20 protein-coding genes are annotated in these 16,678 nt (G+C 40.6%); 5 read left to right on the forward strand and 15 right to left on the reverse strand.

Annotation, left to right across the window (positions count from 1 at the left end; genetic code table 11):
- Position 1 precedes the first annotated feature (1 nt).
- A complete protein-coding gene (locus RZO55_RS10635) occupies positions 2-397 on the reverse strand; it encodes a (2Fe-2S) ferredoxin domain-containing protein (RefSeq protein WP_318064258.1) in 396 nt (131 codons plus the stop codon).
- Positions 397-882 (reverse strand): NADH-quinone oxidoreductase subunit NuoE, encoded by a 486-nt coding sequence (gene nuoE, locus RZO55_RS10640; RefSeq protein WP_318064259.1) that lies wholly within the window; start codon positions 880-882, stop codon positions 397-399. The genes RZO55_RS10635 and nuoE overlap by 1 nt, the downstream gene beginning before the upstream one ends.
- A gap of 195 nt (positions 883-1,077) precedes the next feature.
- Here nuoE and RZO55_RS10645 point away from each other — a divergent pair, with 195 nt between their 5' ends.
- Together RZO55_RS10645 and RZO55_RS10650 are read left to right on the forward strand one after the other, a co-directional pair.
- A complete protein-coding gene (locus tag RZO55_RS10645) occupies positions 1,078-1,617 on the forward strand; it encodes a rubrerythrin family protein (RefSeq protein ID WP_318064260.1) in 540 nt (179 codons plus the stop codon).
- A gap of 63 nt (positions 1,618-1,680) precedes the next feature.
- Positions 1,681-1,887 (forward strand): AraC family transcriptional regulator, encoded by a 207-nt coding sequence (locus tag RZO55_RS10650; RefSeq protein ID WP_318064318.1) that lies wholly within the window; start codon positions 1,681-1,683, stop codon positions 1,885-1,887.
- On the opposite strand, the gene RZO55_RS10655 is transcribed toward RZO55_RS10650, so the two are convergent.
- The 3 genes from RZO55_RS10655 to RZO55_RS10665 form a co-directional block, all read right to left on the reverse strand.
- Positions 1,853-2,611, reverse strand: a complete 759-nt coding sequence (locus RZO55_RS10655; RefSeq protein ID WP_318064261.1) for an SAM-dependent methyltransferase — start codon at positions 2,609-2,611, stop codon at positions 1,853-1,855. The two genes, RZO55_RS10650 and RZO55_RS10655, sit on opposite strands and share 35 nt — an antisense overlap.
- 283 nt (positions 2,612-2,894) lie before the next feature.
- On the reverse strand, positions 2,895-3,395 hold the full coding sequence (locus tag RZO55_RS10660; protein ID WP_318064262.1) for a TIGR03943 family putative permease subunit: 501 nt from the start codon (positions 3,393-3,395) through the stop codon (positions 2,895-2,897).
- 46 nt (positions 3,396-3,441) lie between these two features.
- Positions 3,442-3,927, reverse strand: coding sequence for a metal-dependent transcriptional regulator (locus tag RZO55_RS10665; protein ID WP_318064263.1), 486 nt, complete (start codon positions 3,925-3,927; stop codon positions 3,442-3,444).
- A gap of 341 nt (positions 3,928-4,268) precedes the next feature.
- Here RZO55_RS10665 and RZO55_RS10670 point away from each other — a divergent pair, with 341 nt between their 5' ends.
- Genes RZO55_RS10670 through feoB form a run of 3 tightly spaced genes read left to right on the forward strand, consistent with a single transcriptional unit; the run spans position 4,269 to position 7,381 of the window.
- Positions 4,269-4,943 carry a metal-dependent transcriptional regulator gene (locus RZO55_RS10670; protein WP_318064264.1) on the forward strand — a complete coding sequence of 225 codons (675 nt, stop codon included), beginning with the start codon at positions 4,269-4,271 and terminating at the stop codon, positions 4,941-4,943.
- 12 nt (positions 4,944-4,955) lie between these two features.
- Positions 4,956-5,195: a FeoA family protein gene (locus tag RZO55_RS10675; RefSeq protein WP_318064265.1), complete on the forward strand. Its 240-nt coding sequence runs from the start codon at positions 4,956-4,958 to the stop codon at positions 5,193-5,195.
- Positions 5,196-5,227: 32 nt separating this feature from the next.
- Positions 5,228-7,381, forward strand: coding sequence for a ferrous iron transport protein B (gene feoB / locus RZO55_RS10680; protein ID WP_318064266.1), 2,154 nt, complete (start codon positions 5,228-5,230; stop codon positions 7,379-7,381).
- A gap of 224 nt (positions 7,382-7,605) precedes the next feature.
- Here the strand turns inward: feoB and RZO55_RS10685 are convergent, their stop codons facing one another.
- The 10 genes from RZO55_RS10685 to RZO55_RS10730 form a co-directional block, all read right to left on the reverse strand.
- Positions 7,606-8,421: an MBL fold metallo-hydrolase gene (locus RZO55_RS10685; RefSeq protein WP_318064267.1), complete on the reverse strand. Its 816-nt coding sequence runs from the start codon at positions 8,419-8,421 to the stop codon at positions 7,606-7,608.
- 54 nt (positions 8,422-8,475) lie between these two features.
- Positions 8,476-8,832, reverse strand: a complete 357-nt coding sequence (locus RZO55_RS10690) for a NifB/NifX family molybdenum-iron cluster-binding protein (protein WP_318064268.1) — start codon at positions 8,830-8,832, stop codon at positions 8,476-8,478.
- Between the two features lie 2 nt (positions 8,833-8,834).
- Entirely contained in the window at positions 8,835-9,689 is an 855-nt protein-coding gene (locus RZO55_RS10695; RefSeq protein WP_318064269.1) for an ATP-binding protein, read from the reverse strand.
- Complete coding sequence (locus RZO55_RS10700; protein ID WP_318064270.1) at positions 9,683-10,510, reverse strand: nucleotide-binding protein; 828 nt, start codon at positions 10,508-10,510, stop codon at positions 9,683-9,685. The genes RZO55_RS10695 and RZO55_RS10700 overlap by 7 nt, the downstream gene beginning before the upstream one ends.
- Before the next feature lie 18 nt (positions 10,511-10,528).
- Positions 10,529-10,888, reverse strand: coding sequence for a NifB/NifX family molybdenum-iron cluster-binding protein (locus RZO55_RS10705; RefSeq protein WP_318064271.1), 360 nt, complete (start codon positions 10,886-10,888; stop codon positions 10,529-10,531).
- Between the two features lie 242 nt (positions 10,889-11,130).
- Positions 11,131-11,919 (reverse strand): glycyl-radical enzyme activating protein, encoded by a 789-nt coding sequence (locus tag RZO55_RS10710; RefSeq protein ID WP_318064272.1) that lies wholly within the window; start codon positions 11,917-11,919, stop codon positions 11,131-11,133.
- An 18-nt stretch (positions 11,920-11,937) separates the two neighbouring features.
- Positions 11,938-14,466 carry a glycyl radical protein gene (locus tag RZO55_RS10715; protein ID WP_318064273.1) on the reverse strand — a complete coding sequence of 843 codons (2,529 nt, stop codon included), beginning with the start codon at positions 14,464-14,466 and terminating at the stop codon, positions 11,938-11,940.
- A gap of 19 nt (positions 14,467-14,485) precedes the next feature.
- On the reverse strand, positions 14,486-15,265 hold the full coding sequence (locus RZO55_RS10720) for an MIP/aquaporin family protein (protein ID WP_318064274.1): 780 nt from the start codon (positions 15,263-15,265) through the stop codon (positions 14,486-14,488).
- A gap of 4 nt (positions 15,266-15,269) precedes the next feature.
- Complete coding sequence (locus RZO55_RS10725; RefSeq protein WP_318064275.1) at positions 15,270-16,388, reverse strand: 1-propanol dehydrogenase PduQ; 1,119 nt, start codon at positions 16,386-16,388, stop codon at positions 15,270-15,272.
- Positions 16,389-16,406: 18 nt separating this feature from the next.
- Complete coding sequence (locus RZO55_RS10730) at positions 16,407-16,670, reverse strand: EutN/CcmL family microcompartment protein (protein ID WP_318064276.1); 264 nt, start codon at positions 16,668-16,670, stop codon at positions 16,407-16,409.
- Between the last annotated feature and the right edge of the window lie 8 nt (positions 16,671-16,678).

Here is a 16,678-nt window from a genome sequence, read left to right on the forward strand (position 1 = left end):
CTTATTCCAGGTTTTCAAATGATTTATTGATAATTGCATTTTGGAGAAGGCGGCCGTTTTTTATATGCTCATTCACAATCTCCCGTCCTCTTTTCTCATCCACTTTTCCATATATGACAGACGGCATGTCTTTGGAGACAACCTCTACCACCGGTTCCTGGGCACAATACCCCATACAGCCGGTCTGTGTTATACTGACATTGGTTAGTCCCTGCTTTGTAATTTCATCCAAAATGGCTTTCATGGTTGTTCTGGCGCCATTTGCAATCCCACAGGTCGCCATCCCCACACGGACTAAAACCTTATCTTCGGATTCAGCAGTAGACCTTAGGTCTAATTGATCAAGAGCTGCCTGTCTGATCTTTTTAAGTTCTTCCACAGTCTTTAACTTAGCCATCACTCATCCTCCTGATATTCTTTCAGAATTGTTTTAACCTGGTTCAGTTCTACCCTTCCATAAACCTTATCATTTACCATCACCACCGGAGCTAGTCCGCAGGCACCAATGCATCTTAATCCTGATAACGTAAATTTCTTATCTTCGGTTGTTTCACCCGCCTTGATATTTAAGATTTTTTCAAATTCTCTCATAATGGCATCGGCACCTCTTACAAAGCATGCGGTTCCCAGGCATACATTGATCACATACTTACCTCTTGGTTCTGTGGTAAAGTAAGAATAAAAGCTAATGACACCAAAAACTTTTGCACTGGGTATTTCCAGCTTTTCTGCAATATAGAAAATCACATCATTTGACAAATATCCATAGAGCTGCTGAGCCTTATGCAGTACAGCAATTAGCGCTCCCCTTCTGTCATCCATGCTGTCAATAAATTTCTGCAGCTGTTTAAATTTCTCCTGCGTATTGCATTTGCTTTCCATAAATAGATCTCCTTTTGACTTTATGTAGACGTTGTCTGTCATACAAAGGTTAGATTTCCTGATTATCCTGACTTATATACATATAATTGAAAATTAAATAAACCCGGAATATAAGTTCCATGCTATAAACAGTAATAATATAAAAATTATATCAATATCTTTTATATATATCTGATACATGGCAAAGGAGTACAGATGGATTTTTTGGAAAGCAGAACGTATACGAATTTAGGTATCGCCTATAATGCGGAAGCAATTGCCAGTACAAGAGACAGAATTTTTGCTGATATGGCAAGACTGGAAGGCTTCATGGAAATAGGAAATATATACGACGTGACCTCCCAATATAATAAAGAACATGCTAGAATCTGGTTAAGGCAGTTAAATCAAGGTGTACTTCCGAATACGGAGGAAGCGCTTGTGCAATCCAGAGATAATGATTTAAACCTGGCTAATAATCTTTATCAGGATTTTGCACGAATTGCACGGGAAGAAGGTTTTATGGATATTGCAGCACTATTTGCAGGGATAGCCAACATAAATTATCAACTGGGAACAACATTTTCCAGGTTGTACGAAAACGTAGTACAGAATGAGGTATTTTGTAAACCGGTTGAAACACTTTGGATCTGTATGCAGTGCGGCAATATTATGTCCGGAGAATGTGCACCGCTAATATGCCCTGTATGCGGTTTTCCTCAGGGATACTACCGTTTATATAATGAAATCATTTAAATTTCCTTATTTGTAATGTTAACTGCCAATAAAAAGAGCTACCGTATCGGCCAACCAGCCAATATGGCAACTCTAGTCTGCAACATAACTGAAGCAGCAATGTCCGTTGGTTTTGATGACATCAACTATTTTTCTCGTGTCTTCAAAAAGTACATGAATCAAATTTCTAAATGCCAGATTATGCACAAAAAAATATTTATACAAACCAAAGGCACGGGAATTCCCGTGCCTTTACTTATTTCATCGCAATCATTAAGTATCGATGTATAGTTCCCTCAATTTTACCAGTTTCATCGATCAGCCTTTGCATTTGTAACAACTGTGAAAAACACTTTTCCACTGAAAAATCTGGAAACTCCCATTCTATAATGTGTGCAAACCATACAAATGCACCAACATCATAAAACTTGATAGGTCTATATGCTTCTTCAGCCCGAATAAGTTGGAATTTTGCATTATTAAATACTTTACTCTGTTCTCTAAGATTAAGATGTGGAAAAGGTTTCTTAGTTCCTGGCAAAACCATTTCTATTAATTCTCTCTCGTTTTCACCACCGACTTGTTCTGTTATAAATATGCCATCTTTTTTCAGTAATCTATATAGTTCTTTGGCGTCGAAATCGCCATGGCGATTTATAATCACATCAAAGATTTCATTGCCATATGGTATTTCAGATGGATTATTACACTCCTTAAAGTTTATTCCAAGGGGGAGTAATTTTTCTCTGCACAAATCTACATTTGGTTTATAACCTTCCGTTGCTGATGTTCTACTATATGGATGATTTAATGAAAGTAAAAACTCACCGCCCCCAGTATCATAATCTAAGATTTCTGAATTACTAGTTATATAGTTTCTAACTGTTTTTTCGTAATCCCATGGTAAGTTGTTATCTTCCTCATATCTACCATAAATATGTGAGAAATCCCAGCCATGTATATGTGCTATATCCTCTTCTTTTTTCCAAATTACTTTTAATTCTTCAGCGTTCATCTTTTCTGCTTCCTTTCAAAATTAAATATATTTTGATTGGTGCAGTTTCTGACAACATAAGTAAATTTCCAGTAATTAACCTCGATACAATCTGCTGTCAGTTTTAGAACTGCACCGAGTAGTTAATTCGTTTCATTAACGTAAACCTCCAAATTCCTGTTATTTATCAGCTTTGTGTTTTTTAGCAGTAGTTATTGTATTTGTTTCGCCCTGTTGAACACTACTTTGTTTTTATTATAAGATGTTCAACCTTCCGTGTCCATATTAATGAATCATTTTTATTTTAATACGGGTAAACATATCCTTCCACTTTTTCTGCGGGAGTTATTTTAGTTACCATAATAAGAGGATCCGCATATTTATGCCCATCATAATCATCGTAATTTAAATTCAGAGTTCCCTCTACGGTTATCCATGAATCTTCTTTTAAGCTTTTTACTTGACTGTAATCACAGAGAATACCGGCAGGAGCCAGATCAGCGACACAGCAGGTCATCGCAAGACGAGCCACTGCAAACTCATTTTCTCCATAGGCTTTCGTATCCTTCAGTACATATCCTGTCATTGTAATGGTATATCCTTCGTATTGCTCCTGCTGCTGGTCCAACAGCCGCCTGGGAATCATCAGTTTCCGATATCCGGTATAGCCGCAAATCAGGTCCTCTTCCCCGTCCTCAAACTGTATTACTAAAGCTTTCACTTTCCTTTTATCAAATAGATTGTTTAAAAAGGTCGTTTTACCTGAATCCAGGTTCCCTGTAACAACATAAACGGGTATTTCCATATTTCTCCTTTACTAAAATAGTACCCAGAAACCTTTTATCACGAAATCAAGAAGAGGCAGACGAGTCCATAAATGACTTTAACTCCTGACTAACTGACGGATTCTGTATCAGGAACTCCAACATCCCTTTTATCCTGAACACGGTAAAAGAGCATAGCGTATGTTCAACCAATTCCGCTTCCTCTAAGGCATTTGCACTTCCTATCAATGTAAAAAAACTTTCTATAACATTGTGACGCTCCAACAAATAGGCCCCTGTTATTCTCCCTTCTGTGGTTAAAAGGATGTTATCAAGATTATTATATTTTAAGAAATCCAATTCAACAAGTTTGGAAACCATTTTAGATGCAGAAGATGGTCTGACATTTAATTTCTCAGATAGCTTATTAATGCGCGTATACTCCTCTTCTAAACACAATCGATACGTCATCTCAAGATAATCCTCCAAAGCAGGGGTTAGTCTGCTCTCGTTTTGCTTTATCAGCTGATATCCGCGTACGGTATGAAATTTGTTTTCTATAGGCTTGTTCATAAGCACTTCCCCCATCACAACATTTTTTGAAGTATTCCTGTAACACGTTATGCTTTATCTTCATAAATTAGTCATAAGAAACGGTGTTTCCCGTCCCTAACTTGGCAGCCTATTATTCTATTACTTAAAAACCACTTGCCTTATCTCTATTTTAGGCATATTATGTTAATATATTTAGGTGCACCTAAAAACGTGGATGTTACAACTAAAAAAAGGTGAAGATTATGGATAATTATACAAAGCGGCTATTTAGCCGCAAGATACCAACTTTGATTGTCACAGTTCTTGTCTTGCTTATTGGAACGCTGACATCACATTTATGATACATGGAGGAAAATAAAATGACACCCAATAAAGAGGATTATCTAAAGACTATCTATAAACTCGGTGGCTTAGAGAAGCTGGTAAGCAATAAACAAATTGCAGAAGCCCTGCAGATTTCACCCGCCTCTGTGACAGAAATGCTGGGGAAACTCAAGCGGGAAGGGCTGATCCGGTACGAACCCTACAAGGGCTCCAGTCTGACGGAGGAGGGAATGCATTCCGCCATCTCCTTAGTGCGGGTACATCGGCTTTGGGAGGTGTTTCTGATGCGCCACTTAGGATACTCCTGGAGCGAGGCTCACGAAGATGCAGAGCTGCTGGAACATATTACTCCGCAGCGCCTTACTAATCGGCTTGATCAGTTTCTGAATCACCCTGCATACTGTCCTCACGGAAGTTCCATTCCTAACCCCGACGGTCAGATTGATCTCATTCCTATGCAGCCCTTAAGCCACCTTGCTATTGGTGTAAGCTCCCATATCCGAAAAGTCACGGAAGAAAAAACGCTGTTGGACTATTTACAGGAAAAGGGAATTGTAATCGGAGGTACAGTACGTATTATTGAGGCCGCTGCATACGAAGGCCCGCTCACCCTTGATATGAACGGCGAACGCATTCAAATTAGTTATAAAGCAGCCTGTCAAATCTACGTGGAGGACACAAAAGAACTAAAATATCAACTAAATTGTTAAGGAGGATTTTATATGGTAACTACTCAAATGTCATTAAACCAATTACCACTCGGAAGAAAAGCATATGTTTCCGCTTTGACTTTTGACGGTACAATAAGAAGACGAATGCTGGACTTAGGTATCGTCGACGGGACTGAAATAGAACCCCTGTATAAGAGTCCCACAGGCAATCCGGCAGCCTACCTTATTCGGGGTGCTGTCATTGCATTGCGATCCGATGTATCTGAAAAAATCATAGTATCGATGATATAATATTATTTCATTATCTTAGGAGGATAACTTATATGGGCCTTACCAATGCATCAACTGGGACGGGAGTTTTAAATCACTGCGGCTTACATATTGAGAAGGTGACACCAAAAGATAAGATAATCGCATTAGCAGGAAATCCAAACGTAGGTAAAAGCACAGTTTTCAATGCTCTGACAGGGTTAAATCAGCACACAGGAAATTGGCCCGGGAAAACCGTTGTCAACGCACAGGGAAAATACCGATATAAAGATACGAATTTCATCATGGTAGATATTCCAGGGACCTATTCGCTGATGGCAAATTCCACCGAAGAGGAAATTGCCAGGGATTTCATCTGCTTTGGGGGTGCTGACAGTGTGGTAGTCGTAGCTGACGCTACCTGCCTGGAACGAAACTTAAATCTGGTTCTGCAGACACTGGAAGTTACTGACCGCGTTATATTGTGTGTTAATTTAATGGACGAAGCGAGAAAGAAGAAAATCAGCATTGACTTAAAGATTCTCGCTTCAAGACTTGGAATTCCGGTAATCGGGACCAGCGCGCGATCCAAAAAGGGATTAGATGACTTGATGGATGCAGTGAAAGAATTATCAGAAAGCGAAACAGCGCATAATACGCTGCACGTAGATTACGGTGAAGAAATAGAAGCTGCTGTCAGTCTGATGGAACCAATTCTTGCTGATCTTTTAGGTGAACAAATCTGCCGTCGCTGGGTGGCTTTAAAGTTACTTGACGGGGATGAGAGCCTTCTTACCTCCCTAAAAACTCATCTTGGCTTTGATCTTTTGCAAAATGAGGAAATTGCACAGGCGTTCAAAGAGGCAAAACTCACTATGGAAGATGCCGGGATACAGACCGACCAGTTCAGGGATCAAATTGTTACAAAAATTGTTATGAGCTGTGAGAGTATCTGCAAAGAAGCCGTCACCTTTGAAAAAGAGGAATATGCAGCACGAGACCGCAAAATTGATAAGATACTCACATCAAAAATAACTGGTATCCCTATTATGATTGCGATGCTATTTGGTATCTTCTGGATTACCATTACTGGTGCCAATATTCCTTCCAGCCTTCTTTCCTCTGGACTGTTTATGCTGGAAAAACCTCTGTCCCAGTTCTTTTTATGGTTGTCTGCGCCGGAATGGTTACGGGGAATCTTCGTAGATGGTATTTTCCGTACATTAGCCTGGGTGATCTCCGTAATGCTTCCTCCAATGGCTATCTTCTTTCCGTTATTTACACTACTGGAGGATTTGGGATATCTGCCGCGTGTGGCATTTAACCTTGACAATTTTTTTCGCAAGGCCTGTGCCCATGGAAAACAGGCACTAACTATGTGTATGGGCTTCGGGTGTAATGCCTGCGGTGTAATCGGGTGCCGAATCATTGACTCCCCACGCGAACGATTAATTGCCATTCTCACAAATAACTTCGTTCCCTGCAATGGACGGTTTCCAACACTGATCGCTATCATTACCATGTTTTTTGCCGGAGCAGCCAGCGGGACATTCCAAACCGTTATTTCTACCCTGATGCTGACCGGAACTATTGTGCTTGGTGTTGCAATGACGCTTCTCATTTCAAAGTTGCTTTCAAAGACAATTCTTAAAGGAATGCCCTCCTCGTTTCAGTTGGAGCTTCCTCCCTATCGCCGGCCGCAGGTTGGGAAAGTCATTTTGCGTTCTATTTTAGACCGGACACTTTACGTATTAGGAAGAGCCATTGTCGTTGCAGCTCCTGCAGGACTGGTCATCTGGATACTGGCCAATATCCATGTCGGGGATCTAAGCCTGCTTGCTCATTGTGCCGGTTTTCTTGATCCGTTCGCCAGATTCATTGGTCTTGATGGGTACATTTTAATGGCGTTTATTTTAGGCTTTCCAGCTAATGAAATCGTAGTTCCTATTTTAATTATGAGCTACATGTCAGCAGGAACATTAACTGATATGGATAGCCTGACAGAATTACATCAACTTTTTGTAAATAACGGCTGGACCTGGCTTACAGCCGTATGTTCAATGCTGTTTACGTTACTGCACTGGCCATGCGGAACAACGTGCCTTACAGTAAAAAAAGAAACCCAGAGTTTAAAATGGACACTGGTCTCCTTTGCAATTCCAACAGCGGCTGGTATTTTTGTATGCATGGTTGTGGCAAATACTGTAAGATTGCTGGGACTTGTATGAATTGCTGATTTATAATGTCTAAATCACATACTGCCCTACCATAAAAAAAAGGAAAGCCGGCATATCGTCAGCTTCCCTTTTATTATTATTTACCATTCATCAAAAGTATTCAGATTTAATAGCCGCTGATCCTAATCCTATCGGTCCGGTTCCATCTTTTCCTGGTATATTTTACACCCCTTTCTTTTATAAAATATCATTATCTTTGTTTCTAAAATCTAAATTTATATTTGAATTACTCTTCCCGTATTATTATATAAGAATTTTTCTTTTAATTCCTGACGAATAAGGCGTATTCCTTCCTCACCGGTACAATGTGATACTGCTATTAATTGTATTTTCATTTCTTTAAAGGCATCAACTGTCTTTTGAACTCTTGCTTCATCAGCCTCAATCAAGTGAGTTCCGCCAATTACAGCATAAATTGGAATATCTACATTTTCAGAAATTGTTTTTAATATGTTTACGATTCCAACATGAGAACAACCAACAATTACAACCAATCCTCGTTCTGTAACAATCCCCAATGAAATTTCATCCTCAAAATCATCTGGAATATACTTAGTATTCTCTTTTATAAAAAATCGGTTGTTTCTTTTTTCATAGTCTGTATGCTTCATAAAATGATGAAAGACCATAATGTGTTCAGTCAGATATACCATTTCTTCTTTTACTTTTCGTAAAGAAATTTGATTCTTTAATATAAATTCCTCATCAAATGAATTACCATTAAATTTATATCCATGAGTATCTGCCATTTTGTATTTAGGCTTAAAGAATTCTTCTCCTGCAATAAGCGTTGGTAACTTACCAGCTTCACTTACAAGCTTTTCAAATCCGCCACTGTGATCATAATGTCCATGACTGATGAAACAAAAATCTAAATCATTTATGTTTTTATTAAGAGCCTTGGCATTTTTAATGAAATCGCCACTCTGCCCGGTATCAAATAGAATTTTCTTTTCGTCAGCTTCAATATATAAAGATAATCCATGCTCAAATAATAACTGTCCATCATCTGACGGATTATTTTCGATCAAAGTTGTTATCTGCAGCTCCAACGTATTCTTTTCCTCTCAAACAATTTGTTTTTCTTAATCATTACAGTGCCCCTCATGAGCGTGTTCTGTACATACACTTCCAGTCGATTTTAATACACCCGCAATATAGTGTTTTACAGCATCATCTGCATTTCCCTGTGCCCCAACTACAACTTCAATTCCATTTTCATTGAATAAATCCTGTGCTGTTTTTCCCATTCCGCCGGCAATAATAACTTCTGCATTCTTCTCTTTTAAAAATACAGGAAGATATCCTGGTTTATGTCCTGGGTTTGGTATAAATATTTTATTTTTCACTTCAGCATTATCTGCATCATAAAGAGTAAACCCTTCACAATGTCCAAAATGTCCACTTACCATAGTTCTATCACTTGCTACTGCTATCTTCATTTTTAATTCCTCCTATTAAGACTATTCATACGAACCCACATTTCCTCAATGGCTATTCTTGCTGAACTGTCTTCAAACTCTGTTATTGGGCATAATGTATTAACGGATTCCATAACCTTTTTATCAAAAGGTATCTTTCCAACTACATAAAGAGCTTTTTTACGTGCATAGTTTTCTATCTGAGATGTCATATCAGGATTAATATCATATTTGTTTATACAAATCATTACCTGGGTTTTAAAATGCTCGGCGAGTTCCAAAATTCTTTTCAGATCCTCAAGGCCGGATCTGGTTGGTTCTGTAATTATGAGTGCGATATCTGTTTCTGTAATAGATGCAATCACTGAACAGCCAATTCCGGGTGAACCATCCAGTATTGTAATATTATTATCTGCTTCAAAACGTTCTGAATTTTTTCTAAGATAAGTTACCAGCCTTCCGGATCCATCACTTCCAATTCCCATCATAGCTCTGGATATGATACCTTTATCTGTTTTAGTCAGAAACGTATCTGCCGTCTTTTCTTCTACTAACGCAATAGCATTCTGAGGACATACCAAGGTACAGGCTCCACAGCCTTCGCAGCTAAATGGGTCAATTTCCAGGTTTTTTATTGCTCCAAACCTGCATACATCTTCACAGATTTCACATTCGATGCAAAGATTCCTGTCTATTTTCGCACATTTGCCACCATAGAAATTTTTCTTTTCAATATCCATTCCTTTATAAAAAAGATAAAGGTTAGGCGCGTCCACATCACAGTCTACTCTTATCACCTTCTTGGCCAATTCAGATAAAGCCGCTACCACAGTTGTTTTACCAGTTCCACCTTTTCCGCTTAGCACTGATATTACCATGCAAACGCCCCCTTTATCCTCTGCGCCATACTATCAAAAATTGGTTTGTGGTATGGATCCTCGCACAGCATAATACCCTTTGAATATATCGCTGCAGCTTCCATGCTGTATGGAATAACTCCAAATAATGTAATGTCATTCTTTCGGCAAAAGTTTTTTACCATATTTTCCTGTCCATCATCTTTATTTATGATGATTCCATATGGAATGTCATAAAGCTTTACAAGCTCCACAGCCATTTTTAAATCATGAAGTCCGAATTCAGATGGCTCAGTAACCAAAATGGCTGCGTCTGCAATTTTAAGTGACGCTACTACATTGCACGACGTGCCGGGAGGGCAGTCTATGAAATGATCTTCCATGGGTAACTCTTTCAGACATTTCTGTATAACCGGTACTGCCATTGGTTCACCTACATTCAAGATACCACGGTAACAATGAATTGCTTTCGCAGTTCCCCCTTCCAATTTACCAATGGAACGCCTTGCATAAGATAAAGCGTCTGTTTTACATACAATTTTGCATGCTCCACAGTCGTGACAGAGTTTTTCAAATACTACAATATCTTTTCCCGCTTTAGCCAACGCATGAAACTGACAAGTTTTGGCACAAACACCGCATAACACGCATTTTGTTTTGTCAATAACAGGATATTGGACATAAACATTATCTTTATTTTTTATGGAAGGGTTTAGAAAAATAAATCCGTTTGGCTCTTCCACATCTAAGTCTACGTAGCTGACACCTAATGTCACTGCAAGATTGGTTGCTACCGTGGTTTTCCCTGTTCCTCCCTTTCCGCTAAGGATCGCTATTTTCATGCTATTCCCCTCTTCCTGTCACATACCATGGTGGGCACTTCCGGCAATACTTATTTCAGAAAGTTGATTCTTCTGATACATTTCAATTGCTCTGAATACAGGAACAGCATCACAGCTATATGCCTTCATATCAGCTTTTTCTAGTAATTCAAATGCATTAGGCCCAAGATTTCCTGTAATAATAACATTCACATTTTTGTCAATAATCTGGCTTGCTGCTGCAATTCCTGCACCACCGCCTGAAGCCACACCTTCATTGCCGATTACACTGTATTCGCTTGTCTCAGTGTCGTAAATCTGAAAATAATCACACCTGCCAAATCTTCTGTCAAGCTCGCTTTCCTTATACTCCCCAGATGCTGAAACTGCAATCTTCATTTTTGCTACCTCACTTTTCCTTTTAGTTAATTATGAGCATATGCTTATTATAATACTATTCAATGAGGTTTTTGTCAAATGCCAATTACAACTATTTAAAAAAGTAACTTTTAAATAAAAAGCCAGCACTTCGCCCATTGCGAAAAGCTGACTTTTAAAGTCGTATACAGAATTGTAATAATATGGGATGATACCGATGAAAATGATAAAATTGTATTCTAACTTAACTTATGAAAGCTGCCTTAACCGCCAATCTGGCATTCCAGACCTGACATTCTGGCAATCTTCAGCATATTTTCCATCTGTTCACTGTTCATGGGTTCTATTCCCTTTAAGGAATAGTCTTCTCCCAGCCCTTCATATTTTGCCTCCCCCAAACGGTGATATGGCAGAAGATGAAGACGCTTCACTCCCTGAATGGAGGCAGCGTAGGTGGAGATCATTTCAATCTCCTTTTCTGTATTATTGAATCCAGGAACAACCGGTACACGAATAATCAGTTCCGTTTCAGACAGACCAATCTTCCTGATATTTTCCAGTATCCCTCTGTTTGACAGTCCCGTGAACTTCAGGTGCTTATCCTCATCCACATGCTTCATATCACACAGTGCCACATCAAGCCAGGGAAGAAGCTGTTCAATCACTTCATATTCCGCAAATACAGATGTCTCAATGGCGGTCGAAATCCCCTCAGACTTACATGCCTCAAGTAAAGACCTGGCAAAGTGCGGCTGCATCAGGACTTCTCCTCCGGAGATTGTTAAACCACCATGGGAACGGTAATAGTAGATGATGTCTTTCCTGATCTCCCTCATCACTTCCTCTACCGTCATTTCCTTCCCAATCAGCTTCTGTTTTCCCTGAACAAACATATATTGCGGTTCTTTGGATAGATTCTCCGGATTGCAGCACCATTTACAGCGCAGCGGACACCCCTTCAAAAAAACAAGGGTTCTGATTCCTGGTCCGTCGTGAACGGAAAATCTCTGAATTTCCGAAACTATTCCTTTCGCTTCATATATTCCCTGCATGCTCCGTCTCTCACTCTCCTAGAATACTTGCTCTGTACGATTAATAATGTCATCCTGAAGGCTCTTATCAAGGTAAATGAAATGAGCGCTGTATCCAGCCACACGGACAACCAGATTCTTATATTTATCGGGATTATTTTGTGCATCAACCAAAGTCTCACGACCTACTACATTATACTGCACATGCATTCCTTTCTGATCAAAGAATCCTCGTACCAATGCTGAAAGTTTTTCCAGTCCTTCTCTTCCGCTAAGAGCAGAGGGATGGAATTTCTGATTGAATAATGTACCGTTCGATACAATCATATGGTCTAAATGTGCAACGGAATTCGCAGCTGCTGTCGGTCCATTGGTATCTCTTCCTGATACAGGTGATACACCGTCAGCCAAAGGCTCTCCTGCCTTTCTTCCGTCCGGCATTGCACCAGTCTGTTCTCCCATTGGCACATTAGCAGATACGGGATATAAACCTGGCTGGAATTGTCCTCCCCTGACATTTCTGTATTTTTCTACTTCGCGGCAATATACCAGTGCAGAAAGTCTTGCCAGGTCATCGGCTTCTTCAATATCATTTCCGAACTTCGGCACATTTTCCATATCCTCCAGCATACTGCTGTAATCACCGGAAGCTTTCTTTCCTGTTATTCCCTGGGATGTAATCTCTGCAAGACGGGCAATATGTTCCGGAGTCAGGCTCTTTCCTCCTTCTGTCAGACGACGTACTACTTCCTTTAAAATCTCTGCATCCACGGCTTCTAAGGATGTTCCGCCAAAGTTATCTTCCATAGCCTGTTTGATCTGGGCGAGGGTATACTTTTTCTTATCAAATACAAGTTCCTTGATGCACATCAGAGAATCGCCCACATTTGCAACACCAACTCCCTGAGGTCCGGTAAAGTTATAATGGGCTCCACCGCACTGAATCGACTTTCCTTTTCCAATACAATCATCTACCATAGATGATACAAAGGGAAGGGGCGCTCTCTGACCATGGGCCATATCAACGGAATTATCTGCATTGGTGAGGAATCTTACACAGTATTGCATCTGTTTCTGATAAGCTTCCAGAATCTGCCCAAAGCTTGTAAAGGAAGTAAATTCTCCGGTCTGAGGCGTAATTCTCACTCCATCCAGACAGCCATTGTAAACCACCAGTTCCAGAACTTTTGCCAGGTTAAAGAATGCTGCATCATGCCAGCCTTCCGTCTTTCCACCGACCTGAGGCTCCACGCAGCCGATGATTCCATAATCTCTCGCATCTCCCAGAGTAAGCCCCCTGTTTACCAATGCCGGAATGATTACCTCATCATTGTAATATGCAGGCATACCGAGGCCCAGTCTTGAAGTTTCAGCAGCCTTAATTAACAGTTCATGAGGAGAACCGTTCCAAACACGGATTGAAATAGATGGCTGGGGAAGCTTTGTATGCTGGGTTGCTTCCAGGCATGCAATAGACAATTCGTTGGTCGCATCGATTCCTGCCTTATCCTGCCCTCCTACAATCAGGTTCTGGAACATGGGATAACCGCCAAAGCCTTTGGTGGATCCGGTATCACGGACTTTGTTCACATCATTAAACTTCACCCAAAGGCAGTCCAAAAGCTCCTGCGCTCTTTCCTTTGACAAATTCAGATTATCGATATCTGCCTTATAATAGGAATATATATACTGGTCAAAACGCATGGGTGAAATGGAGTGACCATTGGATTCAATCTGTATGATTGCCTGAACAGCCCAGAAGGATTGTAAAGCCTCATAAAAATTCTCCGCCGGATTAGCAGGAACTTTCCTGCAGTTTGCTGCAATCACTCTCAATTCCTGAGCCCGCTTCATATCTTTTTCTTCTGCAGCCATCTTTTCAGCAAGAGCTGCAAAACGCTCAGAATAACGAATCGCTGCTTTTGATGTAATAATTACCGCATTTAAGAAATGGGTCTTCTCAATCGAGTCAGGACAACCTTTATCCAGGTTCGCCAATGCATTCTCCGCATCTTTGATGATGCCTGAAAAACCATTCTTTAAAACCCTTTCATAATCAACGCTGATATGGCCTACGCCATTAAAATAATAATTTCCCACAGTGAACACATTATGATTCATAGCTGTCTTTGTATCATCATACATTAATTCTGTTGCCAATTCATTGACAGTACGACCGTTCCAGTATGTAAAGCACTCTTTCAGCTGATTTTTCACTTCATCTGTAATGGTAAAAACATCACCTTTACGCTGCGGAAGAGAATCAAACTCATCCAAAAGCCATTTGTTAGAAAACTCCGGAAAGATCTGTGTGGATCTGGGTGCTGTCGTAAGATTGCCTACAATTAATTCACTGTCACGAATTACCAGCGTCATATTTTCCAGAATATATTCCAGAGCTTTTGCTCTTCTAAGAACCATCGGCAATGCTTCTGTCTCTTTATAAGACTTTGTTATCAGTAAAGCCCTCTCTGATTCCACTGCCGGCAATGCTTTATATAATCCATCGATTAAGTTTTGAATCCTTGGGCTTGTTTCCTCTGGCCCAATATTTAATATCTGCTTCATGGTTTTTCCTCCATCTCAACTACATTTTTTCTCTCAAAGGTTTAATGACTTTTTTGTATATTCCACCGCCTAAAAAACCGCCGAGAAAAGGTCCGAAAATCGGAACAATTAGTCCATATAAATTGCTGCCTAACCCATATTTTCCCCAGCCTGCTGCCATTACAAACAATCTCGGGCCAAAATCTCTGGCGGGATTCATGGCAAATCCAGTCAGTGGTCCAAAGGCAATCCCACAGAAAATAACGATGGCACCAATGGCAATGTCTCCGATTCCCGTGTCGGGTGCAGAAACATTTTCCTTGTCTGTCACTGCATATATGGTAAGTACCAGCATTGCAGTAATGACTGTTTCATTGATAAATGCTTTCAACATGGAGACCCCGGCTGCCGCTCCGGTCACAAAGATCCCCATAGCTCCGGTTCCTTCTGCAGTTCCTCTTACCCATCCGTTCACTTCTTCCATTCCACTTATTCCGGAAGAAAACAGATAGTATACAAGTGCGGCCGCACAGAATGCACCAAGTGTCTGCGCAGCGATGTAACACACAGCCTTTATCTTGTCAAATCCGTCCCATACAACCAATGCCGCCGTAACTGCAGGATTTAAATGAGCGCCGCTCACACCTCCCACAATATAAATCGCAATCGTAATCGCCCCACCCCAGCATACTGCCATAAAAGGATAACTAATATCACTCATTTTAAGCACCATGGCCGCTACAGAGGCAAATCCAATTGAAACAAATATGAATGTGCCCAGGAACTCTGCCAAACATGGAATCAGTATTTTTTCCTTCATCCCCTTATTTTCCTCCTGTATAGCTTTTTTTGTACAAATCCTTTAAATCCTCTGCTAATGGCTGGAGGGGATTTGTCTTTGTGCAGTTATCTCCTGATGCAGCCATTGTCATCTGGTCCAGATTATTATAAAAATCTGTCTCTTTGACACCTGCTTCTCTGAAAGAAGCCGGAATTTTAACCGCTTCAGACAACATCTTTACCGCTGCCTGCAGCACTTTGGCTCCGTTTTCAGCATTTTTAAGAGAAAGTCCAAGCCTCCATGCAAGAATCCCATATCGTTCCCTCGCTCTCTGATCGGCTGCATTGTAACCCAACACCCATGGGAGTAAAATTGCATTGGCTCTTCCATGTGGAACGTGCAATACACCGCCGATCGCATGTGCCAGAGAATGATTAATTCCAAGGGAGGCATTCGTAAATGCCATTCCCGCCATACAGGACGCATCGTGTAAAAATCCTCTTGCCTCTAAGTCATTTCCATGCTTTACTGCTGTCGGAAGGTATTCAAATACAATCTCCACTGCTTTTTCTGCCAGGGCATCTGAAAAATTGCTTGCATCAGTAGAAACATAAGCTTCCAAAGCATGAGTCAATACATCCATCCCTGTATCGGCAGTAATGGACGGGGGAACTGTTTTTGTCAGATCACCATTCAGTACTGCTATATCCGGGAGCAGAGCATCATCGACCACCGGAATTTTGCGCTGATCCATTTTAATAACGGAAAAATTAGTAACCTCTGATCCGGTTCCGCTTGTGGTGGGTATTGCTACAAACACCCGCTTTTTATCTTTTTCTGCAATTTTCCCACTGCAGTAAAGAATACTTTTCGCTGCATCAATGGTAGATCCGCCACCGCAGGCAATAACCAGATCAGGATCTGTCTTTATAAAAACTTCCGTCCCTTCTGCAATCAATGCGGTATCCGGGTCAGGATAAATATGGTCGAACACAGTTACCTGTGCATCCGTTTTTAACTGTTTCGTGACAGGTTTAATGTTTCCGCTTTTAACCATAAACGGATCGGTAATGACCAGAACCCTGTCATAGATTAATTCATCCAATACCTGTATGGAACCGGCACCAAAATATACTGCCGGCTTAATCTGAAATTTTTTCATTTTGATACCCGCCTTACCTTATTCAAATTCTATGGTATCAACAATTCCCACAATGGACATATCGCCCACCATGCTCATATCGTTGTCTACGCTGCCGCCCCAGTCAACCAAAACACAGTCTCCGACACCTGCGCCAACCGCATCAATGGCAACAAAGGGAGTTTCACTTTCCATCAGTTTTCCTGTCTCATCCACTGACTTTATCACCAAAAGCTTTCCACCCACCAGTCTGTCTGTCTTCTGAGTGGCTACTACTTTTGCTATTACTTTTGCTAAATGCATGTAATCAC

The organism is Clostridium boliviensis (genome assembly GCF_033342255.1).
GTDB classification, from domain to species: domain Bacteria; phylum Bacillota; class Clostridia; order Lachnospirales; family Lachnospiraceae; genus Lacrimispora; species Lacrimispora boliviensis.

Excerpts from the sequence above, each read along its gene's own strand:
- RZO55_RS10690 (WP_318064268.1), bottom strand. The coding sequence starts at position 8,832 with ATGAAGATAGCAGTAGCAAGTGATAGAACTATGGTAAGTGGACATTTT.
- RZO55_RS10660 (WP_318064262.1), bottom strand. The coding sequence starts at position 3,395 with ATGGAAATACCCGTTTATGTTGTTACAGGGAACCTGGATTCAGGTAAA.
- RZO55_RS10655 (WP_318064261.1), bottom strand. The coding sequence starts at position 2,611 with ATGAACGCTGAAGAATTAAAAGTAATTTGGAAAAAAGAAGAGGATATA.
- RZO55_RS10695 (WP_318064269.1), bottom strand. The coding sequence starts at position 9,689 with ATGGTAATATCAGTGCTAAGCGGAAAAGGTGGAACTGGTAAAACAACT.
- RZO55_RS10635 (WP_318064258.1), bottom strand. The coding sequence starts at position 397 with ATGGCTAAGTTAAAGACTGTGGAAGAACTTAAAAAGATCAGACAGGCA.
- RZO55_RS10715 (WP_318064273.1), bottom strand. The coding sequence starts at position 14,466 with ATGAAGCAGATATTAAATATTGGGCCAGAGGAAACAAGCCCAAGGATT.
- RZO55_RS10665 (WP_318064263.1), bottom strand. The coding sequence starts at position 3,927 with ATGAACAAGCCTATAGAAAACAAATTTCATACCGTACGCGGATATCAG.
- RZO55_RS10675 (WP_318064265.1), top strand. The coding sequence starts at position 4,956 with ATGGTAACTACTCAAATGTCATTAAACCAATTACCACTCGGAAGAAAA.
- RZO55_RS10645 (WP_318064260.1), top strand. The coding sequence starts at position 1,078 with ATGGATTTTTTGGAAAGCAGAACGTATACGAATTTAGGTATCGCCTAT.
- RZO55_RS10650 (WP_318064318.1), top strand. The coding sequence starts at position 1,681 with ATGGCAACTCTAGTCTGCAACATAACTGAAGCAGCAATGTCCGTTGGT.
- RZO55_RS10730 (WP_318064276.1), bottom strand. The coding sequence starts at position 16,670 with ATGCATTTAGCAAAAGTAATAGCAAAAGTAGTAGCCACTCAGAAGACA.
- RZO55_RS10710 (WP_318064272.1), bottom strand. The coding sequence starts at position 11,919 with ATGCAGGGAATATATGAAGCGAAAGGAATAGTTTCGGAAATTCAGAGA.
- RZO55_RS10720 (WP_318064274.1), bottom strand. The coding sequence starts at position 15,265 with ATGAAGGAAAAAATACTGATTCCATGTTTGGCAGAGTTCCTGGGCACA.
- RZO55_RS10705 (WP_318064271.1), bottom strand. The coding sequence starts at position 10,888 with ATGAAGATTGCAGTTTCAGCATCTGGGGAGTATAAGGAAAGCGAGCTT.
- RZO55_RS10725 (WP_318064275.1), bottom strand. The coding sequence starts at position 16,388 with ATGAAAAAATTTCAGATTAAGCCGGCAGTATATTTTGGTGCCGGTTCC.
- nuoE (WP_318064259.1), bottom strand. The coding sequence starts at position 882 with ATGGAAAGCAAATGCAATACGCAGGAGAAATTTAAACAGCTGCAGAAA.
- RZO55_RS10700 (WP_318064270.1), bottom strand. The coding sequence starts at position 10,510 with ATGAAAATAGCGATCCTTAGCGGAAAGGGAGGAACAGGGAAAACCACG.
- RZO55_RS10670 (WP_318064264.1), top strand. The coding sequence starts at position 4,269 with ATGACACCCAATAAAGAGGATTATCTAAAGACTATCTATAAACTCGGT.
- feoB (WP_318064266.1), top strand. The coding sequence starts at position 5,228 with ATGGGCCTTACCAATGCATCAACTGGGACGGGAGTTTTAAATCACTGC.